Origin of the sequence: Kitasatospora sp. NPDC057500, from assembly GCF_042802195.1 — a bacterium.
Taxonomy (GTDB): domain Bacteria; phylum Actinomycetota; class Actinomycetes; order Streptomycetales; family Streptomycetaceae; genus Kitasatospora.
The window spans coordinates 25,161-49,162 of the sequence record NZ_JBHVER010000015.1 but is presented as its reverse complement, the minus strand read 5'-3'; the positions used below and the strand labels follow the sequence as shown (position 1 = coordinate 49,162).

Here is a 24,002-nt window from a genome sequence, read left to right as displayed (position 1 = left end):
AGGAGACCCCGATGCCGGAGACGTCCGAAGAACTCGACCGGATCGCCATCGTCGGAATGGCCGGCCGCTTCCCCGGCGCCCCCGACGTCGACACCTTCTGGAGGAACCTGGAGGAGGGCCGGGAGTCGATCGCCGTGCTCTCGGAGGAGGAACTGCGGGCGTCCGGGGTGGACCCCGCGGTCTCCGGCCGGGACGGCTACGTCCGGGCCAAGGGCGTGCCGGCGGGCGCCGACCGCTTCGACGCGGCGTTCTTCGGCTACAACCCGCGCGAGGCCGAGATCATGGACCCGCAGCACCGGGTGTTCCTGGAGTGCGCCTGGGAGGCCCTGGAGTCCGCGGGCTGCGTGCCGGAGGAGTTCACCGGCCGGATCGGGGTGTTCGCCGGCGCCGGCCTGAACACCTATCTGCTGCACAACGTGACGGCCAACCGGCGGGTCTTCGACTCGGCGGGGCCCTACCAGACGATGCTCGCCTCGGACAAGGACTTCCTGGCCACCCGGGTCGCCTACAAGCTCGGCCTGACCGGGCCCGCGCTGAGCGTGCAGACCGCCTGCTCCACCTCGCTGACCGCCGTCCACCTGGCCTGCCAGAGCCTGCTGAACGGCGAGTGCGACCTCGCGCTGGCCGGCGGCGTCTCGATCGGCTCGCCGCTGGAGCAGGGCTACCAGTACGAGCCGGGCGGCATCCTCTCCCCCGACGGCCACTGCCGGCCGTTCGACGCGGCAGCGGCCGGGACGGTGCCCGGCAACGGCGCCGGCGTGGTGGTGCTGCGCCGGCTGGCCGACGCCCGCCGGGCCGGCGACACCGTGGACGCCGTGGTGCTCGGCTCGGCGGTCAACAACGACGGCTCGCTGAAGGCCGGGTACACCGCGCCGAGCGTCGAGGGGCAGGCCGCGGTGATCGCCGAGGCGCTGGCGGTGGCCGGGGTGGAGGCCGGCTCGGTCGGCTACGTGGAGGCCCACGGCACCGGCACCGCGCTCGGCGACCCGATCGAGATCGCCGCGCTCACCCGCGCCTTCCGGGAGACCACCGAGGCGACCGGCTACTGCGCGATCGGCTCGGTGAAGGCCAACATCGGCCACCTGGACGCCGCCGCCGGGGTCGCCGCGCTGATCAAGGCGGCGCTGGCGCTGCGCCGGGAGGCGATCCCGCCGACGCCGCACTTCACCGAGCCCAACCCCGAACTCGACCTGGAGTCGGGCCCGTTCTTCGTCAACGACCGGCTGCGGCCGTGGCCCCGGGGCGGCGGGCCGCGCCGGGCCGGGGTCAGCTCGTTCGGGATCGGCGGCACCAATGTGCACCTGGTGCTGGAGGAGGCCCCGACCCCCGGGCCCGCCCCGGCACCCGCCGGGGACGACCGGGCGCCCCTGCTACTGCCGCTGTCCGGGCGGACGGCGCAGGCCGTGGCCGAGGGAGCCCGGCGGCTCGCCGACCACCTGGAGGCCCGTCCCGAGGCGCCGCTTGCGGACCTCGCCCACACCCTGGCCCACCGCCGGCGCGCCTTCGGCCGGCGCCGCGCGGTCGTCGCCCGCGACCGGGCGCAGGCCGTCGCCGCACTGCGCGCCGTGACCGCCGCCGGCACGGCCGAGGCCGCCGAGCACGCCCGGGTCGCCTTCCTCTTCCCCGGCCAGGGCACCCAGTACGTCGGCATGGCGCGCGGCCTGTACCGCCACGAGCCGGTGTTCACCGCCGAACTCGACCACGCCGCCGAACTGTTCGCCGCCGAGCTGGGCGAGGACCCGCGCGCCCTGCTGTTCCCCGCCCCCGGCGGGGCCGAGGCCGCCGAGGAGCGGCTGACCCGCACCGAGTCCGCCCAGCCGGCGCTGTTCCTGGTCGAGTACGCGCTGGCCCGGCAGTGGGAGGCCCGGGGCGTGCGGCCGGAGGCGCTGGCCGGCCACAGCGTCGGCGAGTACGTCGCGGCCTGTCTGGCGGGCGTGTTCTCCCTGGAGGACGCGGTCCGGCTGGTGGCCGCCCGGGGCCGGCTGGTCCAGGCGATGCCCGCCGGGTCGATGCTCACCGTCTTCCTGGCCGAGCGCGACCTCGCGCCCTGGCTCGGCGACGACGCGCGGCTCGCCGTGGCGGCGGTCAACTCCAGCGAACTGAGCGTGGTCTCCGGCCCGGACGGGGCGGTGGACGGCCTGGAGCGGCGGCTCAAGGCCGCCGGCGTCGCCTGCCGCCGGCTGCACACCTCGCACGCCTTCCACTCCGCCGCCATGGACGGCGCCGTCGGCCCGCTGGTCGAGGCGGTGCGCGGGGTGCGGCTGAGCCCGCCGCGGATCCCGTTCTGCTCCAACCTCACCGGCACCTGGATCACCGACGAGGAGGCGACCAGCCCCGAGTACTGGGGCCGCCACCTGCGCGAGGGCGTCCGGTTCGCCGACGCGGCCGCGCTGCTGCTGGCCGACCCGTCCTGGGTGCTGCTGGAGGTCGGCCCCGGGCACACCCTCGGCGACTTCGTCCGCCGCCACCACGCCTGGCGGGACGGCCGCGCGGTGGTCGCCTCGCTGCGCCACCCACACGAGCGGGAGGACGACCGGATCCGGCTGGCGCAGGCGCTGGGCGAGCTGTGGAGCGCCGGGGCGCCCGTCGACCCGGCCGCCCTCGGGCCCGCCGCCGGCCGGGTGCTGCGGCTGCCCGGCTACGCCTTCCAGCGCGAGCGCTACTGGGTCGACCCCGAGCCGGACGGCTCCGCCGCCGTGCCGCGGCGCCCGGTGGGAGCGGTGCCGGTCGAGGGCTGGTTCCGCACGCCCGGCTGGAAGCGCCTCGCACCCGCCGCCGGCCGGCCGGGGAAGGGCGGCGAGCCGCTCTGGGTGGTGCTCGGCGACGGCACCGGCCTCGGCGCCGCGCTCGCCGGGCGGCTGGCCGACCAGGGCGCCGCCGTGGTCCGGGTCGGCGCCGAGGACGGCTCCGCCCGCACCGACGGACTGCGCGTCCCCGGCCCGCACGCCCGCGGCGAGAACTCCTGGACCCTCGACCCCGACGACCGCGCGCAGCTCGCCGGACTGCTCGCCGCGCTGGACCTCCGGGGCGCGGCCTCGCTGCGGCTGGTGCACGCGTTCGGCCTCGGTGACGACCCGTCCGACGGCGCCGCCGTGGACGGCGCCCGGCTGGCGGCGGCCCGCCGGCTCGGCCTGGACAGCCTGAGCGCCCTCGCCCAGGCGCTCGACGACGCCCGGCCCGCCGTGCCGGTCACCGTCGACGTGCTCTGCCGGGGCGTGCACGCCGTCACCGGTGACGAGCCGCTGCGCCCCGAGCAGGCCCTGCTGGCCGGTCCCTGCACCGTCGTCCCGCAGGAGCTGCCGGACGTCGGGTGCCGCCTGCTGGACCTCACCGGCACCGACCCGCACGCCCCCGGCGAGGCGGCGGTGCGCACCGTGCACGCACTGCTGCTGCGCGATCCCGAGGAGCGCGAACTCGCCCTGCGCGGACGGCACTGGTGGGTCCGCGGCTTCGACGCCCTGCCGCTGCCCGCCGGGGACCCGGCCGCCGACGGTCCGGCGCAGCTGCGCGACGGTGGCGTCTACCTGGTCACCGGCGGGCTCGGCGGCGTCGGCCTGGCCCTCGCCGAACAGCTGGCGGACGGCTGCGCGGCCCCCGTCCTCGCGCTGCTCGGCCGCTCCGCGTTCCCGGACGAGGACGCCTGGCCCGGCTGGACGGCGGCGCACGGCGAGCAGGACCCGACCACTGTCCGGATCCGTCGGCTGGAACGGCTGCGCGAACGCGGCGCGCGGATCGCCGTGCTGCGCGCCGACGTCACCGACGAGGCGGGGCTCGCCGCCGCGCTCGCCGGGCTGCGCGAGCGGTTCGGCCCGCTGAACGGTGTGGTGCACGCCGCCGGGGCGCCGTCCGCCGGGATGCTGGCGCGCCGCACCCCGGCGGAGGCGGACGGCGTGCTGGCCGCGAAGACCGTCGGCACCCTGCTGCTGGACCGGCTCTGCGCCGACGACCCGCTGGACTTCCTGCTGCTCTGCTCCTCGGTCAGCGCCGTCCTCGGCGGCCCCGGCCAGAGCGACTACGGCGCGGCCAACGCCTTCCTGGACGCCTACGCCCACTGGCGGCGCGGGCAGGGCCGGCCGGTGACCTCGCTCGGCTGGGGCACCTGGGAGGGCGTCGGCATGGCCGCCGGGCTCACCGCCGGGACCGGCGCGGGCGCGGCGGAGACCGCGCACCCGCTGCTGCGGCTGGTCCGCGCCGAGGGCGCCACCCGCGTCTACGAGACGGTGCTGTCCACCGCGGACAGCTGGATCGTCGACGACCACCGGCTGATGGGCCACGGCCTGGTGCCGGGCACCGCCTACCTGGAACTCGTCCGCGCCGCGCTGGCCGGACAGGCAGGCGAACGCGAGACCGAGCTGCACGACGTGCTGTTCATGACGCCGGTGATCGTCCCCGACGGCCAGCACCGGACCGTCTTCACCACGATCGAGGAGCACGACGGCCGCACCCGGTTCACCGTCCGCAGCCGCCCCGGCGAGGGCGCGCCGTGGCGCGAGCACGCCACCGGCTCGGCGTCCTTCCACGAGCGCGGCCCGGACACCGTGCGCGACCTGGCCGAGGTGGAGGCCCGCTGCGAGGTGACCGAGGTCCTGTCGACCGAGGAGGAGATCCGCCGCCGGCTCGGCGTGGAGCGCTTCGAGGAGGGCGGCGGGCCGCTGCGGTTCTGGTTCGGGCCGCGCTGGCAGGTGCTGGAGACCATCCGCACCGGCGGCCGGCGGATGCTCGCCACCCTGCGGCTGGACGACGCCTTCCGCGCCGACCTGGACGCCTACCCGCTGCACCCGGCGCTGCTCGACATGGCCGGCGGCGTCTTCCGGCTGCACGCCGAGGACCCGTACTACCTGCCGCTGACGTACCGGAGCCTGCGCATCCTGCACCCGCTGACCGCCACCGTGCACGTCGGCGTGGACATCAAGCCCGGCTCCAGCGGCGAGACGCTCACCTGCGACCTCGAACTCCTCGATCCCGACGGCCGGTTGCTGGTCCGGGTGACCGACTTCACGGTCAAGCGGATCAACGACGTCGACGCCCTGCTGGAGCAGATCGCGCAGACCGTCGCGGAGGCCGAGTCGGCGGGCGGCGGCACCGGCGAGGGCCGGCGGCCCGCGGCCGCCGGGGCGCTCGCCGCGCTCGGCGAGGGCTTCACCGGGGCGGACGGCCGGGCCGCCTTCGCCAGGGTGCTGGCGCAGCCCGGCCTGCCGGCCCATCTGGTGGTCACCCCGCAGGACTTCGGCACGCTGCGCCGCCTCGCCCGCTCGATCACCCCGGCCCTGCTGGCCCGGGAGCTGGAGCAGCTGGCGCCGCTGGGCGGCAGCCACCCGCGCCCCGATCTGGCGACCCCGTTCGTGGCACCGGCCACCGAGCAGGAGGAGGCGGTGGCGGCGCTCTGGCGGGAGGTGCTGGGCGTCGAGGAGGTCGGCGTCGACGACGACTTCTTCGCGCTGGGCGGGCACTCGCTGGCCGCCGTGCAGATCAACACCCGGATCCAGGGCCGCTTCGGGACCGAGCTCGACCTGCGGGACTTCTTCCACTCCCCCACCGTCGCGCACACCGTCCGGCTGCTGTCCGGCTCGGGCGGCGGCGGCGCCGGGGAGGCGATCGAGGCACTGAGCCGGGACGCCGACGCCGGACTCGACGGCCCCGGCGGCCCCGGCGGCACCGGCGGCACCGGCGGTCCGGACGGCCTGGAGGACCTCGACGACCTCGACGACCTCGACGACCTCGAAGGCCTGTCCGACGACGAGGTGGAGGCCCGGCTCCGGGCCCTGCTCGCCGAGGAGTCCACCGACCGGGGGGACCAGGAATGAGCGCCCGCGACACCGACCAGGACGGACGTGCGATGACCACCCCCGACCCCGCGGCCCTGTCCGCCGCCGAGAAGCGCGCCCTGCTCGCCGAGCGCCTGCGCCGCAGGCAGGCCGCCGCCAAGCCCCGGCAGCACCGCTTCCCGGCCTCCTTCCCGCAGCAGCGGATGTGGTTCCTGGACCAGCTGACGCCCGGCGACACCGCCTACAACGTCTGCGGCGCCACCCGGATCCGCGGCCCGCTCGACCTGGAGCTGTGGCGGCGCGCCGTCTCCGCGATCGCCCGGCGGCACGAGGCGCTGCGCACCACCTTCCGCGCGGTGGACGGCGAGCCGGTCCAGGTGGTCACCGAGGGCGCCGAGCCGGAGCTCACGGTCGTGCGCTGTGAGCAGTCGGCCGGTCCGGACGGCGAGCAGGGCGTCCAGGCGCTGGCCCGCGAGGAGTTCGCCCGCCCGTTCGACCTCGCCACCGGCCCGCTGGTGCGGATGCGCTTCCTGCGCCTGGCCGCCGACGAGCACGTGCTGCTGCTGACCGTCCACCACATCGCCGGCGACCTCTGGTCCACCTCGGTGTTCCTGGACGAACTGGTCGCGCTCTACACCGGGTACGCCACCGGCACCGAGGCCGCGCTGCCCGAGCTGCCGGTCCAGTACGCCGACTACGCCGTCTGGCAGCGCAAGCGGCTGGAGGGCGACGGGGCGGCGGCCGACCTGGCCTACTGGACGCAGGCGCTCGCCGGGGCGCCGGCCGCGCTGGAGCTGCCCGCCGACCGGCCCCGGCCCGCCGTACGGACCACCCGGGGCGGCTCCCGCCCGTTCGCACTGTCCGCTCACCTCATGAACCAGGTCCGCGAGTTCAGCCGGGCCGAAGGTGTCACCCCGTTCATGACGCTGCTCGCCGCCTTCCAGGTGCTGCTGCACCGCTACACCCGGGAGGAGGACGTCGTCGTCGGCGTGCCGGTCGCCAACCGGGGCCGCCCCGAGGTGGAGCGGCTGATCGGCTACTTCGCCAACATGCTGGCGCTGCGCACCGACCTGTCGGGCGCGCCGTCCTTCCGGGAGCTGCTGGCCCGGGTGCGGCCGGTCTGCCTGGGCGCCTTCGCCCACCAGGAGCTGCCGTTCGAGCGGCTGGTGGAGGAGCTGCACCCGCAGCGCGACCTCTCCCGCACCCCGGTCTTCCAGGTCTCCTTCGTCTTCCAGAACATCGCCATGCCCTCCTTCGACGCGGCCGGGCTGCGCCTGGAGCCGATGGAGGTGGAGGGCGACACCGCCCGGTTCGACCTGGAACTCCAGGTCTTCGACCGGCCCGAGGGCCTGAGCGGCCGCTTCGAGTACAACCGCGACCTGTTCGACCCGGCCACCGTCGACCGGCTGGCCGCCCATCTGCGGCTGCTGGTGGAGCGGCTGCTCGCCGAGCCGGACCGCCCGGTCGGCGAACTGCCGCTGCTCTCGACCGCGGAGGAGCGGGAGCTGCGCGAGCGGGGCAACGACACCCGCCGGGAGTGGCCCGACCCGGGCCTGGTCCACCACCGCGTGGCCGCCCGGGCCGCCCGCACCCCGGACGCCGAGGCCGTGCGCTGCGGTGCCGAGGCGCTCAGCTACGCCGAACTGGACGACCGCGCCGACCGGCTGGCCCGCCGGCTGCGCCGGCACGGCGTCGGCCGGGACGTGCTGGTCGGCGTCTGCACCGAGCGCTCGGTGGACCTGGTGGTGGCGCTGCTCGCGGTGCTGAGGGCGGGCGGCGCTTTCGTCCCGCTGGACCCGGAGTTCCCGCCGGAGCGGATCGCCTTCATGCTCGCCGACTCCGGCCTTCCGGTGCTGCTCACCCAGCGGCCGGTGGCCGAGCGGCTGCCCGCCTCGGACGCCGAGGTGCTCTGCCTGGACGAGCTGCGCGCGGAGCTGGCCGCCGAGCCGGCCGGCGACCCGGGCGCGCCGGTGGACGCGGCGGACCTCGCCTACGTCATCTACACCTCGGGCTCCACCGGGCGGCCCAAGGGCGTGCAGGTCCCGCACCGGGCGCTGGCCAACTTCCTGCGCTCGATGGCCGAGCGCCCCGGCCTCACGACCGAGGACACCCTGCTCGCCGTCACCACGCACTCCTTCGACATCTCGCTGCTGGAGCTGCTGCTGCCGCTGGTGGAGGGCGCCCGGGTGGTGGTCGCCGAGCGCGCCGCGGCCGCCGACGGCGAGCGGCTGTCCCGGCTGCTGGCCGTCAGCGGGGCGAGCGTCATGCAGGCCACCCCGTCCACCTGGCGGATGCTGCTGGACGCCGGCTGGCGGGGCGCACCGGGCCTGAAGGTGCTGGCCGGCGGTGAGGCGCTGCCCGACGCGCTGGCGCGCCGGCTGCTGGCCGACGGCGTGGAGCTGTGGAACATGTACGGGCCGACCGAGACCACCATCTGGTCGGCGGTCGCCGAGGTGGGCGAGGGCCCGGTGACGCTGGGCGCGCCGATCGCCAACACCGAGCTGCACGTGCTGGACGAGCAGGGCCGGCTGGTGCCGGCCGGGGTGCCCGGAGAGCTGGCCGTCGGCGGCGCCGGGCTGGCCCGGGGCTACCTGGGCCGGCCCGAGCTGACGGCCGAGCGCTTCGTCCGGCACCCCTTCGACCCGGACCCGGCGGCGCGCCTCTACCGCACCGGGGACCTGGTGCGCCGCCGGCGCGACGGCGGCCTGGAATTCCTGGGGCGGCTGGACCACCAGGTGAAGCTGCGCGGCTTCCGGATCGAGCTGGGCGAGATCGAGAGCGAGCTGGCCGCCCGCCCGGAGGTCGGCCACGCGGTGGTGACGGTCCGCGAGGACGTGCCCGGTGACCAGCGGCTGGTGGCGTACGTGGTACCGGCCGACGACGGCGGCGACGGCCCGGCGCAGGAGTGGCCGGACCAGGTCGACGAGTGGCGCCGGATCTGGGACTCCGCCTACGACGGACCGGACGGCGCCCCCGCCGCCCCCGGGGCCGCGCCGGTCCCCGGCGAGGACCTGCGGGGCTGGAACAGCAGCTACACCGGCGAGCCGATCCCCGCCGCCGAGATGCGCGAGTGGGCCGACCGCACCGCCGAGCGGGTGCTCGCCCTGCGCCCGCGCTCGGTGCTGGAGATCGGCTGCGGCACCGGTCTGATCCTCCGGCGGGTCGCCCCGCGGACCGAGCGGTACTGGGGCACCGACATCTCCGGGGTCGCCCTGGACGGCCTGCGGGCGGTGACCGGCGCCGCCGCCGGCGCGTTCGGCGAGGTCGCCCTGCACGCCTGCCCGGCCGACCGCCTCGACCGGCTGCCCGAACGGCTCTTCGACGTCGTCGTGCTCAACTCGGTGGCCCAGTACTTCCCCGACGAGCGCTATCTGCTGCGGGTCGTCGAGGGCGCGCTGGCCCGGCTCGCCCCGGGCGGCTCGCTGTTCCTCGGCGACATCCGCAGCCTGCCGCTGCTGGCGGCCTTCCACCTCTCGGTGCAGCAGGCGCACGCCGAACCGGGCCTGCCCGACGCCGAGTTGCAGGCCCGGGTGCGACGGCGGGTCGAGGAGGACGAGGAGCTGGTCCTCGACCCGGCCCTGTTCACCGCCCTGCCCCGGCGCTTCCCGGCGATCGGCGAGGTCCGGGTGCTGCCCAAGCGGGCCTCCGCCGCCAACGAGCTGACCCGCTTCCGCTACGACGTCGTGCTGACCACCGGTGCGCCCGACCGCCCGGAGCCGGCGGACGTCCGCTGGCTGGACTGGACGGCCGAGGGCCTCACCGTGGACACGCTGCGCGAGCGGCTGGCCGGCGAGCGGCCCGCGCTGCTCGCCGTCCGGGGCATCCCCAACGCCCGGGTCCGGGACCTCGCCGAGGCCCTCGGGCACCCCCCGCGGGACGCGGCGGCCGTCGACCCCGAGGAGCTGTGGTCCCTCGCCGGTGCCACCGGCCACCGGATCGACCTCGACTGGTCCGGCCACGGCCCCGACGGCGCGCTCACCCTGGTCGCCCGCCGGACCGGCGCCGACGGCACACCGCTGCACGCCCTGCCGCGCCTCGCCGAGGTGCCGCCGCGGGAGCCGGACTGGGGCCGCCACGTCAGCGGCACCCGCCGCCGACTGGCCCGCCGGCTGGTCCCGGTGCTGCGCGCCGCCCTCGCCGAACGCCTGCCCGGCTACATGGTCCCCTCCGCCTTCGTCCTGCTCGACGCCCTGCCGCTGACCCCCAACGGCAAGACCGACCGCAAGGCGCTGCCCGCCCCCGACGGCGAGCGCCGCGACCTCTCCGCGGCGTACACCGCCCCGCGCGACGAGCGCGAGGAGGCGCTGTGCGCGCTGTTCGCCAAGGTGCTCGGGGTGCCCGCGGTCGGCGTCCACGACAGCTTCTTCGACCTCGGCGGCCACTCGCTGCTCGCCACCCGGCTGGTCTCCCGGATCCGGGCCGCCCTCGGCGCCGAGGTGCAGGTCCGGGCGCTGTTCGAGACGCCGACGGTGGCGGGCCTGGCCCGCCGACTGGCCGGAGCGGGCACCGAGGCAGCAGCGCCGCGCCCCGCACTGGCGCCGGAGCCCCGGCCCGCCGAGCTGCCGCTCTCCTTCGCCCAGCGCCGGCTCTGGTTCCTGGACCGGATGCAGGGCCCCTCCGCCACCTACAACATCCCGATGGCGGTGCGCCTGAGCGGCCCGCTGGACGCCGACGCGCTGCGCTGCGCGCTCGCCGACGTCGTCCAGCGGCACGAGGCGCTGCGCACCGTCTTCCCCGACACCGCAGGCGTCCCGCGCCAGCACGTCCTCGGCCCCGCCGCCGGGCGCGCCGCGCTGACCGTCACCGAACTGCCCGAGTCCGAGGCCGCACCGGCCGTCGGGGCCGCCGCCCGCCACCGCTTCGACCTGGCCCGTGAACTCCCGGTGCGGGCCGAGCTGCTGGCACACGGCCCGGAGCGGCACACCCTGGTCCTGGTGGTGCACCACATCGCCGCCGACGGCTGGTCCGTCGCCCTGCTCGGACGCGACCTCGCCACCGCCTACACCGCCCGCCGCGAAGGCCGCCCGCCGCGCTGGGCGCCGCTGCCGGTCCAGTACGCCGACTACACCCTGTGGCAGCGGCGGCTGCTCGGCGACCGGGACGACCCGGACAGCACCTGGAACCGCCAGCTCGCCTACTGGCGGCAGGCGCTGGAAGGCCTGCCGGAGCGGATCGCGCTGCCCGCCGACCGGCCGCACCCGGCCGGGGCGTCCCGGCGCGGCGGCACCGTGGCACTGCGCTGGGACGCCGCGCTGCACACCGCTCTCGCCGAACTCGCCCGGCGGCACGACGCCAGCGAGTTCATGGTCGTGCACGCCGCGCTGGCCGCCCTGCTGCACCGGCTGGGCGCAGGGGACGACGTCCCGGTCGGGGCGACCGTCGCCGGACGCACCGACGCCGCCACCGAGGAGCTGGTCGGCTTCTTCGTCAACACCCTGGTGCTGCGCGCCGACCTGAGCGGGCGCCCGAGCTTCCGCGAGCTGCTGGCCCGGGTCCGCGAGCGCGGCCTGGACGGGTACGCCCACCAGGAGGTCCCGTTCGAGTTCCTGGTGGACGCGCTGCGCCCCGCCCGCTCCACCGCCCACCACCCGCTGTTCCAGGTGATGCTCGCCTGGCAGAACGTCCCCGACGCGGTGCTCGGCCTGCCGGGCCTGGCCGAGGAGGTGGTGCCGGCGGACACCGGCGGCGCCCGGATGGACCTGGTGTTCTCCCTCACCGGGCGGCGCACCCCGGGCGAGGGCGCCCCGGCCGGGATCGACGGCGTCGTCGAGTACAACGCCGACGTCTTCGACCCGGACACCGTGGAGCTGCTGGCCGAGCGGCTGCGCCGGATGCTGCTGGCCGTCTGCGCCGCGCCGGAGCGCCCGGTCGGCGAGGTGGAACTGCTCTCCCCCGGGGAGCGGCACCGGCTGCTGACCGGGTGGAACCCGCCGGCCCGGGTGCTGCCGTCCGCCACCCTGCCGCAACTGTTCGAGGCGCAGGCGGCCCGCACCCCGGACCGGCTCGCGGTGCTGGACGCCGAGCGGGAGCTGACCTACGCGCGGCTGGAGGAGGAGGCCAACCGGCTGGCCCGGCTGCTGATCGGGCGCGGCGCCGGGCCGGAGCGGCCGGTTGCGGTGGCGCTGCCGCGCTCGGCCGCCTCGGTGGTGGCGATGCTGGCGGTGGCCAAGGCGGGCGCCGTCTACCTGCCCGTCGACCCGGACTACCCGGCGCAGCGGATCGGCCTGCTGCTCCGGGACGCCCGCCCGGTGCTGCTGCTGACGGTCGCGGAGTCGGCCGGCGCGCTGCCCGACACCGGTGTCCCGGTGCTGCGGCTGGACGCACCGCGGACGGCGGCCGAGCTCGCCGCCGTGCGGGACGCCACCGCGCCGACCGACGCCGACCGCACCGCGCCGCTGACCCCGGCCAGCGCCGCCTACGTCATCTACACCTCGGGCTCCACCGGTACGCCCAAGGGCGTGGTGGTCACCCATGCGGGTATTCCGGGCCTGGTCGCGGCGCAGTCCGAGGGCTTCGGCCTGGACGCGGACTCCCGGGTGCTGCAGTTCGCCTCGCCGGGCTTCGACGCCTCGGTGGCGGAGCGCTGCGACGCGCTGCTGACCGGCGCCGCCCTGGTCGTCGTCCCGAAGGAGGAACTGCTCCCGGGCGAGCCGCTGGCCCGCACCTGCGAGCGGTACGGGGTGACCAATGCGACGCTGCCGCCCAGTGTGCTGGCGGCCGTGCCGGAGGGCGGGCTGCCCTCCGGGCTCTCGCTGGTGGTCGCGGGCGAGTCCTGCCCGGCGGCGCTGGTCGACCGCTGGTCGGCGGGCCGGCGGATGGTCAACGCCTACGGGCCCACCGAGACCACGGTGTGCGCCACGCTGACCGGGCCGCTGACGCCCGGCGGGGGCGCTCCGCCGGTCGGCCGGCCGATCGCCGGAGCGCGGGTGTACGTGCTGGACGAGGGACTGCGGCCGGTGCCGCCCGGGGTGCCCGGCGAGCTGTTCGTGGCGGGCGCGGGCCTGGCGCGCGGCTACCTGGGCCGCCCCGGTCTGACGGCGCGCCGCTTCCTCGCGGATCCGTACGGGCCGCCCGGCACCCGGATGTACCGCACCGGGGACCTGGTGCGGTGGCGGGCGGACGGGCGGCTGGACTTCCTCGGCCGCACCGACCACCAGGTGAAGGTGCGGGGCTTCCGGATCGAGCTGGGCGAGGTCGAGTCCGCGCTGGCGGCCCTGCCGGAGGTGGCGCAGGCGGTGGCGGCGGTCCGCGAGGACCGGCCGGGCCGGCGCGCGCTGGCCGGCTACGTCGTCCCCCGCCCCGGGGCGGTGCCGGACCCGGCCGCGCTGCGGGCCGCGCTGGCCGCGCAGCTGCCGCCGTACCTGGTCCCGGCCGCGGTGGTGGTGCTGGCCGGGCTGCCGCTCACCGCCAACGGCAAGGTGGACCGGGAGCGGCTGCCCGCGCCGGAGTTCACCGCCGCGACCGGCTCCGGCCTCCCGCGCACCCCGGCCGAGCGGGCCCTGTGCGCGATCTACGCCGAGGTGCTGGGGCTGCCCGAGGTCGGCACCGGGGACGGCTTCTTCGACCTCGGCGGCGACAGCATCCAGGCGATCCAGGTGGTCTCGCAGGCCCGCGCGGCCGGGCTGGTGATCGGCGCGCGCGATGTGTTCGCCCACCCGTCGGTGGCCGAGCTCGCGGCGGTCGCCGTCCCCGCGGGGGACGCGGCGGGCGTCGAGGACGTGGGCACCGGCGAGATCGCGCCCACCCCGATCACCGAGTGGCTGCGCGAACTGGACCTGCCTGCCGAGGAGTTCGACCGGTTCGCCCAGGAGGCGGTGGTCGCCGTGCCGGCCGGGCTGGACCTGCCGCGGCTCGCCTCCGCCCTCCAGGCAGTGCTCGACCACCACGACGCACTGCGCTCCCGGCTGGCCGACCGGTCGGACGGCCGCTGGGCACTGCACGCCGGACCGGCCGGCTCGGTGCGGGTCGCGGACCGCCTGCGGCGGGTGGACGCCACGGGCCTCGACGCGGACGGGCTGCGGGCGCTGACCGCCGAACAGGCCGCCGCCGCCCGGCGCCTCCTGGACCCACGGGCCGGGGCGATGCTCCAGGCGGTCTGGCTGGACGCCGGCCCGGACCGGCCCGGGCGGCTGCTGCTGGTGCTGCACCACCTGGTGGTGGACGGGGTGTCCTGGCGAATCCTGCTGCCGGACCTGCGGGCCGCCGGCGAGGCGGTACTGGCGGAGCGGCCGGTGGCACTGGCCCCGGTGGGCACCTCGGTGCGCCGCTGGGCCGACCTGCTCGCCGACGAGGCCGCCGCCCCGCACCGCCTGGCCGAACTCCCGGACTGGCAGAAGCTGTTGGCGGACGCCCCCGCACTGCTCCCGGCCTCCGCCGCCGGGCGCGCCACGGGAACCGGCCGGCTGCTGCTCACCCTGCCGCCCGAGCGCACCGCGCCACTGCTGGCCACCGCCCCCGGCGCCTTCCACACCGGCGTGCAGGACGTGCTGCTGGCCGCGTTCGGCATCGCCCTGGAGGAGTGGCGCCGCCGCCGCGCCCCGCACCGGGCGCCGGCCGGCGGGGTCCTGGTCGCCGTGGAGAACCACGGCCGCCAGGAGGACCTCGCCGACGGCGTGGACCTGTCCCGCACCGTGGGCTGGTTCACCAGCGTCCAGCCGGTGCACCTGGCCGCCGGCCCGCTCGGCTGGCCGCAGGTCGAGGAGGCCGGTCCCGAACTGGCCGCCGCCGTGGTCCGGATCAGGGAGCAGCTGGCCGCCCTGCCCGGGGACGGCCTGGGCCACGGCCTGCTGCGCCGGCTCAACCCGGGGACGGCCCCGCTGCTGGCCGCCCTGCCCGCCCCGCAGGTGGCGTTCAACTACCTGGGGCGCTTCGCCGACGCCGGCCCCGACACCCCCTGGGCGCCGGTCACGGCCGACGCGGCGCTCGCCCTCGGCGACGCCGACGCCCCCGCCGGTCCGCGCACCCACCCGGTGGAGCTCAACGCCGTCAGCTACGACGGCCCCGACGGCCCGCGCCTCGCGGCCGCCTGGACGTGGGAGGAGGGGGTGCTGGACGGGGCCGCGGTGCGCGGGCTGGCCGAGCTGTGGTTCGCCGCGCTCACGGCCGTCGGCACCTGCGCGGCCGTCCCCGGCGCCGGCGGCCCCCCGCCGGCCCGCCCGGCGGCGCCCCGGCGCCGCGCTCGCGCGGCCCGGTACGACACGGCCGTCCCGCGGGCCGACCGGGGCGACGGCGTACCGCTGTCCTTCGCCCAGCTGGACATCATGCACCAGCCGGTCGACCCGGAGGCCCCGCACCACAACGTCATCACCGCGACGGTGCTGACCGGCAGGCTCGACCCGGCGGCGCTGCGGCACGGCCTGGACGCGATCGTGGGCCGCCACGAGGCGCTGCGGACCCGGATCGTCGAGGACGGCGCCGGCTCCTGGCACCAGCTCACCGACCCGGTCGGCGGCTGGCCGCTGGCCACCGTGGACCTGCGCGGCGAGGCCGGGGCCGCCGGGACCGAGGCGCTGCGCCGACTGGTCGCGGCCGAGGTGGACCGCCCGTTCCGACTGGCCGACGGCCCGCTGGTGCGCGGCACCCTGGTGGCCACCGGCCCGGACGCGTGGGTGCTGGTCCTGGTGCTGCACCACATCGTGGTCGACCTGTGGTCGTACGCGCTGCTCGGCCGCGAGCTGCGCGAGCTGTACGCCGCCAGGGTGCTGGGTCGCGAGCCCCGGCTGCCCGAGCCGGCGGTCCAGTACCCGGACTGGGCGGCCTGGCAGCAGCGCCGGCTGGCCGACGGCGAGCTCGACGAGCACGTCGCCCACTGGGAGCGGCTGCTGGCGGACCTTCCGGCGCTGCCCCGCTTCGAGGCGCCCGAGGACCAGAAGGCCGGCGCCGTCGAGGGCTACACCAGCGGCTTCGTACTGGAGCCGGAGGTCACCGCGGCGCTGAAGGAGGCCGCGCAGCGCGAGGGCACCACCCTGTTCATGCTGCTGCTGTCCGCCTTCCACCTGCTGCTGCAGAGCTACGCGGACGGCGGCTCCGACCTCGCGGTGGGCTTCCCGCTGGCGGGCCGGGAGCACCCGCAGACCGAGCAGGTGATCGGCTTCTTCATCAACCCGGTGGTGGTCCGCCCCCGCCCCGCCGAGGACGCCACCGTCCGCGACCTGGTCACCGCCGTGCGCGCCGGCGTCCTGGACGCCCATCTGCACCAGGAGGTCCCGCTGCGGTGGCTGCGCCGGGACGCCGGGGAGGACCGCAACCCGCTGCGGCTGCTGTTCAACCTGCTCAACGTCGCGGGCGAGCCGCTGGACCTGCACGGCCTGAGCGCGGCGCCGCTGAACCTGAATGTCGGCGACGCCGAGGTGATCCCGGAGCTGATCACCGAGATGCGCCCGCACAACGCCGACCTCTACCTGATGATGCACGAGTCCGACGCCGGGCTGCGCGGCCTGTGGCTGTACTCGCCGGAGCGGATCGACCCGCGCTCGATGGCCGCCATGATGCGCCGCTGGCCCCTCGTCCTGGACCTGTTGACCCGCCACCCGGACCTGCCGCTGACCGAGCTGCGCCACCGCGTCCTGACCACCCCCCTCCCGCACGCGAAAGGCACCCGATGAACCCCACGGCCACCCCCGTCGCGCTGGTCACCGGCGGCACCCGCGGCATCGGCCGCGCCACCGCCCTGCGGCTGGCCGAGGACGGCTACGACGTCGCCCTGTGCTACAGCGCCGACGCCGAGTCCGCCCGCACCCTGGAGAAGGAGCTGCGGGACCTCGGCCGGGCCGCCTACGTCCGGCGCACCGACGTCGCCGACCCGGCCGCCGTGCGCGAGCTGGTCGACGGCGCCGAGGACGCCCTGGGCCCGGTCACCGCCCTGGTCGCCTCGGCGGCGATCCTGCGCGACACCCCGCTGCTGCTGATGGAGGACCAGGACTGGCAGGACGTCCTCCAGGTCAACCTCAGCGGCGTCTACCACGCCTGCCGCGCGGTGGTCGACGGCATGGCGCTGCGCCGCCACGGCGCCATCGTCACCCTCTCCTCGGTCGCCGGGGTCTGCGGCAGCCCCGGCCAGACCAACTACGCGGCGGCCAAGGCCGGCATCATCGGCTTCACCCGCTCGCTCGCCCAGGAGGTCGGCCGCTACGGCATCCGCGCCAACGCGGTCGCCCCCGGCTACATCGACACCGACCTGGTCGCCGGCCTCCCGGAGGAGGCCGTCGAGCGCTCGCTGGAGCAGGTCGCGCTGCGCCGCCTCGGCCGCCCGGAGGAGGTCGCCGACCTGGTCGCCTTCCTGCTCTCCGACCGGGCCTCCTACCTCACCGGCGAGGTCGTCCGCATCGACGGCGGCTTCCGCTGACCGTCCCCGTCCTTCCTGGAGTCCCCGTGACCGACGCCCGATGGACCGTGCTGGTCAACGACGAGGAGCAGCACGCCCTCCACCCCGCCGCCCTCCCCGTCCCGGACGGCTGGCGCCCCGCCGGCTTCACCGGTACCGAGGACGCCTGCGAGTCCTGGGTCGACGCCCACTGGAGCGATCTGCGCCCGCTGTCGCTCCGTCAGGAGGCCGCCCGAACTTGATGTGGACACTTCACCATGGCCCGTGATCGTGCTAGCGTCCTCCGATGTCGAGGATTCTGGTCACCGATCTGGACGGCACCCTGCTCGGCGGCAGCCCGGACCAGCGACGGCGGCTACGGGACGCGCTGCTCCTCCACCCCGAGGTGACCCCGGTCTTCGCCACCGGCCGGGGCCTCGCCTCGGTCCGCGAGGTCCTGGGCGACCCGCTCGTCCCGCGGCCGCGGTGGGTCATCGCCGACGTCGGCGCCACCGTCGCCGACGGCACGGACCTCACCCCCGTGGCGGCGCTCCAGGAGCGGTTGCGGGCCGGCTGGCCGGGAGCGGACCGCGTGCGCGCCGCGCTCGGCCGCTTCCCCGGCCTCGCCTACCAGCACGACGCCGTCCAGGACGGCCGCTGCTCCTACCACCTGGCGCCGCGGCACCTCACCGGCGAGCTCACCGCCGCCGTCGAGGCGCTCGGCTGCGCCTGGGTGTACTCCGGGGACCGCTACTTCGACGTCATGCCGCCCCGGGCGTCCAAGGGCAACGCCCTGCGCGCCCTGGCCGGCAGGCTCGCCTGGCGCCCGGAGCAGCTGCTGGTCGCCGGCGACTCCCCCAACGACCTCTCGCTGTACCGGCTCGGCGCCCACGCGGTGGTGGTCGGCGGCGCCGAGCCCGCCCTGCTCACCGCCCTCGCCGGGGACCCCCGCGTGCTCCGCCCCGGCCTCCCCGGCGCGGCCGCCATCCACGCGGCCCTGGAGACCCTCGGCTGGCTCCCCGCCGACCGCGGGTGCGGTGCACCCACCGCACCCACCGCACCCACCGCCTCCTGCGCACCCGCGATCAACGCGGGACCGGGACCTTGCGGGTCTCGCGCAGGGTCAGCAGGCCGGTGACGACCATCGCCACCGCCGTCAGGCCGTGGACGCCGAACGCGGCGGCGGTGGAACCGTGGTGGACGAGCACGGTGGCCATGTCGGCGAACGGGATGAGGGCCTCGACCAGCAGCACCCCGGCCAGCGCCCGGCGCTGGCCGGCGAGCAGCAGGGCGGCCAGGACCAGGCCGCCGGCGACGTCGCGGATGCCCTTCAGGACCAGGAACCCGCCGCCGTCGCCGGAGGGCCAGCTCGGCAGGCCGTAGCCCGGCGCGACGGACTCGGGGGACACCACGAAGGACGTCCCGAACCAGAGGATGAAGAGGACGAAGGCGGCGGTCAGGGCGGTGTTGACGGTCTTGAGCGACATCGCTGTCTCCTGGGGGGTGGGTCGGGTTCAGAGCGCGCGGACGCGGCGGATGTGGCGGGCGTAGCGGGGACGGCCGACGAGGTGCCAGAGGCCGCGCACCGGTGCGGGGAGGGCGGACAGGAGCGTCGCGCGCTCCGCCGGGTTCGCGTCCTCCAGGACCAGGCCGAAGAGCGTGAGCAGGGTCGGCTTGGGCGTGTTGGCCACCAGGTGCTCGCCCAGCGAGGCCCACTCCCGTTCGGTGACGTGCCTGGCCGCGAGCGGGAGCAGGGTGGCCTCCTCGTCGTCGAGGTGTTCGAGCAGGGCCGCCCGGTGGTCGGCGAGGAGCGCCACCAGGGTGTCCCGTTCGGCGGCTCCTGCGGTGGCCTCCCACGCTGGGAACGCGGTGTCCAGCCGGGCCAGCGTGGCCGCGACGCGCTCGTGCTGGGCCTCCATCCGCAGCACGATGTCCGCCTCCAGGTCGACCCGGGCCAGCAGCGGCGGCCAGAGCAGCTCGTCCTCGCCCTCGTGGTGGTTCCTCAGCCCCAGCCGGTAGTCGCGGAAGTGGCCGGTGACCACCTCGGCGCGGGCGGTGGCACCCGGGGCGACCGCCGCGACCAGCTCCATCAGCAGCCGCGACTCCCGCCGGAATGCGCGGTGGACGATCTCCATGTCCTGGGTGTCGACGCTCATCTCTTCTCTCCTGCCCTTCGTCCTGTTCGACGGGCTCAACACTGCTCCCGGGGCTTTGGAGGGCACTTGGAGCCGACTTGGAACGGGTGCGGTCGGCGGCCGCGCGTACGATGTGTCACGTCATGCTCCTGATCCGGGTGTTGGGCTCCTTCGCAGCCGAGGCCGACGGCGGGCCCGTCCCCCTCGGCGGGCCGCGCCAGCGCGCCGTGCTGGCCCTGCTGGTGGCCGCGCGCGGGCAGGTCGTGCCGGTCGACCGGATGGTCGAGGACCTCTGGCGCGGCGAACCGCCGTCGCGGGCCCTGGCGTCGTTGCAGGCGTACGTGTCGAACCTGCGCCGTCTGCTGGAGCCCGGCCGCCCGCCGCGGACCCCGGCGCGGCTGCTGGTGAGCGCGTCGCCCGGCTACGCCCTGCGGCTGCCGCCGGGGGCGGTGGACGCCTGGCGCTTCGAGGAACTGCTGGCCGAGGCCCGTGCGCTCGCCGCTCCCCGGGACGCCCGAGCGCGGTTGGACGAGGCGCTGGCGCTGTGGCGGGGCCCGGCCTTCGCCGAGGTCGCCGACGAGCCGTGGGCCGCCCCCGAGACCGCCCGGCTCCAGGAGCTGCGCCTGGTCGCCCGCGAGCTGCGCGTCGCCGCCGGGCTGCGGCTCGCCGACCCCGCGGCGGTGGTGCCCGAGGCGGAGGGCCTCACCCGCGAGGCGCCCCTGCGCGAGGAGGGCTGGCGCATGCACGCCCTCGCGCTGTGGAGCAGCGGCCGCCAGGCCGACGCCCTGGCCGCGCTCCGCCGGGCGCGCGCCGTCCTCGCCGAGGAGCTGGGCCTGGACCCCGGCCCGGACCTGGTGGCCCTGGAGGCGGCGATCCTCGCCCGGCGCACGGACGTCCTGCGCGCGGCCGTCCCGCCCTCCCCCGCGGCCGTGCCCCCGCCCGCACCGCCGCTTCCTGGCGGCGGGCCCGGTGCGTCGGCGTTCGTGGGCCGGGACGGCGAACTCGCCGCGCTGGCGGCGGCCGCCGGGCAGGCCGCCGCCGACGGGGCGCGCGTCGCGCTCGTCACCGGCGAGGCCGGGCTCGGCAAGTCGGCGCTGCTGGAGCGGCTGGGCGCGCGCCTGGGACGGGACGGGTGGCTGGTGGCCGCCGGGCGCTGTCCCGAGGTGGACGGCGCACCGCCCGCGTGGGCATGGGTCGAGGCGCTGCGGACGGTTGCCGCGAGCACTCCTCCGGGGGAGTTCGCGGACCACCTGGCGCCGCTGCTCCGCGACTCCGCGCCCGTGGGCGGTGACGCGACGGCGGGGCGGTTCCGGTTGCGGCAGGCCGTGTGGAACTGGCTCGCCGCGGCCGCCGCCGGCCGGCCGGTCGCCGTCCTCCTGGACGACCTCCACCGGGCGGACGCGGCCACCCTGGAACTGCTCGGCGGTGTCGTCGGCGTGCGGGCCCCGGTCCTGGTCGTCGCGGCGTACCGCGCGGACGAGGGCGAGCGCCTCACCGAGACGCTCGGCGCCCTGGCCCGCACCGCGCCGCTCCGGCTCGACCTGCCCGGACTGGAAGCCGAGGCCGTCGCGCAGCTGGTCCGCGCCGAGTGCGAGGCCGACGACGCGACCGTGGCCGGGATCGCCGAACGGACCGGCGGCAACCCGTTCTACGTCCGGGAGAGCGCGCGGCTGCTGACCGGCGAGGGCGCGCTGGTCGCGCTCTCCGAGGTCCCCGAGGGCGTCCGCGACGTGCTGCGGCGCCGGCTGGCCCGGCTCCCCGAGAGCGGCGTGTCCGTCCTGCGGCTGGCGGCGGTGGCCGGCCGGGAGAGCCCGGTGGACGTCCTCGTCCGGGCCGCCGACACCGACGAGGACGGCGTGCTCGACGCGCTGGACGCGGGAGTCATCGCGGGCCTGCTCGACGAGCCCGGGCCAGGACTCGTCCGGTTCGTCCACGCGCTGGTCAGGGACACCCTGGTCGCCGACGTCTCCCGGTTGCGGGCCGCCCGGATGCACGCCCGGATCGCGGCCGCCCTGGAAGGCACCGGCGACGTCGCGGCGCTCGCCCACCACTACGCACGGGCGGGCTCGCCGAAGGCCGTCGGCCACTGCGTACGGGCCGCCGAGCAGGCCGAGGCGCGCTACGCCCACGACCTGGCCGCCGCCCTCCTGGCCGACGCGGTCGCCAACTCCCGCGCGTGCGCACCGGACGAGCGGGTCGGCCTGTTCGGCAGGCTGCTGCGCGCGCAGATCAGGGCGGGGGCCGTCGCCGCGGCCCGGCGCACCCGCGAACAGGCCGTGGAGTACGCCGAGTCGATCGGCCGCGACGATCTGATGATCGCCGCCTTCACCGCCTGGACCGAGCCCACCCCCTGGCGGGCCCGCACCTACGGCACGGTCGACCGCCCCGTCGTCGACCGCCTCGGCCGCCTGCTCGCGCGGACCGGACTCGCACCCGAGGTGCGTTCCCGTCTCCTCACCGCGTACGCCAACGAACTGGTGGGCGAGGACGACCCGGCCGCGACGGCCGCGGCGCGGGAAGCGCTCGGCCTGGCCACCGGCCCCGGCCTCAGGGCGGCGGCACTGCTGGTCCTGGCCGGCGCCCCGGAGCGGGAGGAGTACGCCCGCGAGCTGGTGGGGATCGGCGTCGAGCACGACCTGCCCGTCTACCGGGTGACCGGGCTGCTCAACCGGGCCGCGCACGCCGCCGCCGCCAACGACCCGGCGGCCATGGCCCGTCTGGCCGGGGAGGCGCTCGACCTCGCCCGCGCCTACCGGATGCCGGAGGCGATCAGCGCCGCCGAACTCGCGCTGGCGCCCCTGGCACTCGTCGAAGGCCGGTTCGCCGACGCCGAGCGCCTCTACGCCGAGGCCACCGGGCGCATGGAACGGGCCGGATCGGTGCACTCCGGCATCGGCGGCCTCGCGCTGGCGACGATCCGGCTGAACGACGGCACCCTCGGCGACCACCTGGACGAGGTGCGCGCCCTCCACGAGGCGCTCGGCCCGATGGCCGCCGACCTGCTCACGCTCGCCCTGCACGCCGCCGGCCGCACCGACGAGGCCCGCCGGACCCGCACGGCACCGGGCCCGATCCGGCCCGACTTCTTCTTCACCTTCCTGACCAGCCTGCGGGCGATGGCGGTCGTCGCGCTGAACGACCGTGACGGCGCCGAGGAGGTCCACGCGGCCCTCCTCCCCCACCGTGACGGCCCGCCGGCCGGCGCGGCGAGCCTGTCGCTGGCGCTGCGCCCGGTCGCCCACACGCTCGGCGAACTCGCCCTCCTGCTCGGCCGCCACGACGAGGCCGCCGCCCACTTCACCCGGGCCGCCGTGATCGCCGACCGGTGGAACGCCCCCCACTGGTCCGCCGACGCCCGCGCACGGGCCGGCCTCGCCCGGTGCGGTTCCGCCGGGCGGGGTCCCGGCGAACGTGGTTCTGCCGGACGTGGTTCCACCGGACGTGGCTCCGCTACGCCCCGGGCAGGATCCCGGCCCCGCGGGCGGCCGTGATCCAGCGGGGGAACTGCGAGAGCAGGCGGTCGTACAGCTCGGGGTCGGGCAGCGTGCTGATGTCGTCCACGGAGAAGAAGCCGACGTTGTCGACGCGCCGTCCGGGCAGTTCGTCGAAGCGTTGCAGCACCCCGTAGTCGGCCCGGCCCAGGCCCACGAACTGCCAGAACACCGGCTCCTCCACGGCCTCCCGCAGCTCGCGCTCGATCTCCGCGTTGCGGTAGACGCCGCCGTCGGAGAAGAACAGCACCAGCGTGGGCGCGGCGGCCGGTTCTGCGCGCACGTACGCGCGGACCTCGGCGATGACCTTCTGCTCCTCGTTGCCCACGCCGACCGCCTTCATGTCCACCTCCCCCTCCGGCAGCTGGGCGCGCCGCCGCCGGCGTCCGAACAGGCCGCCCAGCTGCCCGACCTTGACGTGCCGCATCCAGTCGGGCAGCTCCCCCACCCGCAGATCGGGCAGCCGGGCCGGGTTCGACGCGAACGTCCAGGCCTGCATGGCCCCGTCGTCGTCCAACTGCGCCGCCACCGCGGCCATCCGCTCCACCACGTCGGAGACCACGCCCCGGGCGTACAGCCCCGACATGGAACCCGAGGCGTCCAGCACCAGGACGACCCGCGCGACGGTCCCGGCGGCGCCGTGCTTCTCCAGACTCACCGCCACCTGGCGCTTGCGCAGCGAGAGCCGCTCCCGCATCTGCGCGGGAAGGCGCTCCTCCTCGGCTTCCGGTCCCGCCACCGCGGGCGCCGCCGCCACGGCGTCCTCCGCCACGGCGACCCCGAAGTCGGCGGCCAGCCCGGCCAGCCCCGAGGCGTACCCCTGCCCGACGGCGCGGAACTTCCACCGCCCGCCCCGCCGGTACAGCTCCCCGCCGATGAACACGGTCTCCGGCCCGCCCGTCATCTCGAAGCGGGCGACCTCGGCCTCCGTCCCCGCCTCCACCAGGCGCAGCGTCAGCCCCCGCACCTGCCCGAACACTCCCCCGTCCGCGGACGCGGCGAGCACGATCCGCTCCACCCCCGCCTCCACGGCCGCCAGGTCCACCGCGATGCGGTCGGTCACCGTCCCGGCCGCGCCGTTCTCCTTCCCCTGGTGCCGCACCGCACCCGAGGCGTGCCGCGGCTGGTTGTAGAAGACCAGGTCCCCGTCACCACGGACCCGCCCGTCCGCCGCCAGCAGCACGGCCGACGCGTCGACATCCGGCCCACCCGGCCCGGACACCCAGCCGAGTTCCACCCGGACTCCGGCCGCATCGACCGGAACATTCGCACCCGCACTCAGAGATCGGTCGTTCATGGTCACAGTCTG

General features: G+C 76.9%; 9 protein-coding genes. 6 read left to right on the top strand and 3 right to left on the bottom strand.

Annotated elements, in window-relative coordinates; genetic code table 11:
- The first annotated feature begins 11 nt into the window (after window positions 1-11).
- The 5 genes from ACFU74_RS05680 to ACFU74_RS05660 are packed head-to-tail and all read left to right on the top strand — an operon-like array spanning window position 12 to window position 18,205.
- Window positions 12-5,804 (top strand): SDR family NAD(P)-dependent oxidoreductase, encoded by a 5,793-nt coding sequence (locus tag ACFU74_RS05680; RefSeq protein ID WP_380752237.1) that lies wholly within the window; start codon window positions 12-14, stop codon window positions 5,802-5,804.
- Window positions 5,801-16,369, top strand: a complete 10,569-nt coding sequence (locus ACFU74_RS05675) for an amino acid adenylation domain-containing protein (protein ID WP_380752234.1) — start codon at window positions 5,801-5,803, stop codon at window positions 16,367-16,369. The genes ACFU74_RS05680 and ACFU74_RS05675 overlap by 4 nt, the downstream gene beginning before the upstream one ends.
- The gene (fabG, locus tag ACFU74_RS05670; protein ID WP_380752231.1) at window positions 16,366-17,109 is read left to right on the top strand and encodes a 3-oxoacyl-ACP reductase FabG; all 744 of its coding nucleotides are present in this window, start codon (window positions 16,366-16,368) and stop codon (window positions 17,107-17,109) included. Before ACFU74_RS05675 ends, fabG begins: the two co-directional genes overlap by 4 nt.
- Before the next feature lie 26 nt (window positions 17,110-17,135).
- Entirely contained in the window at window positions 17,136-17,330 is a 195-nt protein-coding gene (locus ACFU74_RS05665; protein ID WP_380752228.1) for an MbtH family protein, read from the top strand.
- Between the two features lie 44 nt (window positions 17,331-17,374).
- Window positions 17,375-18,205 carry an HAD family hydrolase gene (locus ACFU74_RS05660; RefSeq protein ID WP_380752225.1) on the top strand — a complete coding sequence of 277 codons (831 nt, stop codon included), beginning with the start codon at window positions 17,375-17,377 and terminating at the stop codon, window positions 18,203-18,205.
- On the opposite strand, the gene ACFU74_RS05655 is transcribed toward ACFU74_RS05660, so the two are convergent.
- Together ACFU74_RS05655 and ACFU74_RS05650 are read right to left on the bottom strand one after the other, a co-directional pair.
- Entirely contained in the window at window positions 18,153-18,554 is a 402-nt protein-coding gene (locus ACFU74_RS05655; RefSeq protein ID WP_380752222.1) for a DUF4267 domain-containing protein, read from the bottom strand. The two genes, ACFU74_RS05660 and ACFU74_RS05655, sit on opposite strands and share 53 nt — an antisense overlap.
- A 27-nt stretch (window positions 18,555-18,581) precedes the next feature.
- Complete coding sequence (locus ACFU74_RS05650; RefSeq protein ID WP_380752219.1) at window positions 18,582-19,223, bottom strand: hemerythrin domain-containing protein; 642 nt, start codon at window positions 19,221-19,223, stop codon at window positions 18,582-18,584.
- A 122-nt stretch (window positions 19,224-19,345) separates the two neighbouring features.
- On the opposite strand from ACFU74_RS05650, the gene ACFU74_RS05645 reads away from it, so the two are divergent.
- Entirely contained in the window at window positions 19,346-22,693 is a 3,348-nt protein-coding gene (locus ACFU74_RS05645; RefSeq protein WP_380752216.1) for a BTAD domain-containing putative transcriptional regulator, read from the top strand.
- Here the strand turns inward: ACFU74_RS05645 and ACFU74_RS05640 are convergent.
- A complete protein-coding gene (locus ACFU74_RS05640; protein ID WP_380752213.1) occupies window positions 22,653-23,990 on the bottom strand; it encodes a VWA domain-containing protein in 1,338 nt (445 codons plus the stop codon). The genes ACFU74_RS05645 and ACFU74_RS05640 overlap by 41 nt on opposite strands.
- Between the last annotated feature and the right edge of the window lie 12 nt (window positions 23,991-24,002).

Coding starts and splice junctions, on each gene's coding strand:
- ACFU74_RS05680 (WP_380752237.1), top strand. CDS start 12: ATGCCGGAGACGTCCGAAGAACTCGACCGGATCGCCATCGTCGGAATG.
- ACFU74_RS05675 (WP_380752234.1), top strand. CDS start 5,801: ATGAGCGCCCGCGACACCGACCAGGACGGACGTGCGATGACCACCCCC.
- fabG (WP_380752231.1), top strand. CDS start 16,366: ATGAACCCCACGGCCACCCCCGTCGCGCTGGTCACCGGCGGCACCCGC.
- ACFU74_RS05660 (WP_380752225.1), top strand. CDS start 17,375: ATGTCGAGGATTCTGGTCACCGATCTGGACGGCACCCTGCTCGGCGGC.
- ACFU74_RS05655 (WP_380752222.1), bottom strand. CDS start 18,554: ATGTCGCTCAAGACCGTCAACACCGCCCTGACCGCCGCCTTCGTCCTC.
- ACFU74_RS05650 (WP_380752219.1), bottom strand. CDS start 19,223: ATGAGCGTCGACACCCAGGACATGGAGATCGTCCACCGCGCATTCCGG.
- ACFU74_RS05645 (WP_380752216.1), top strand. CDS start 19,346: ATGCTCCTGATCCGGGTGTTGGGCTCCTTCGCAGCCGAGGCCGACGGC.
- ACFU74_RS05640 (WP_380752213.1), bottom strand. CDS start 23,990: ATGAACGACCGATCTCTGAGTGCGGGTGCGAATGTTCCGGTCGATGCG.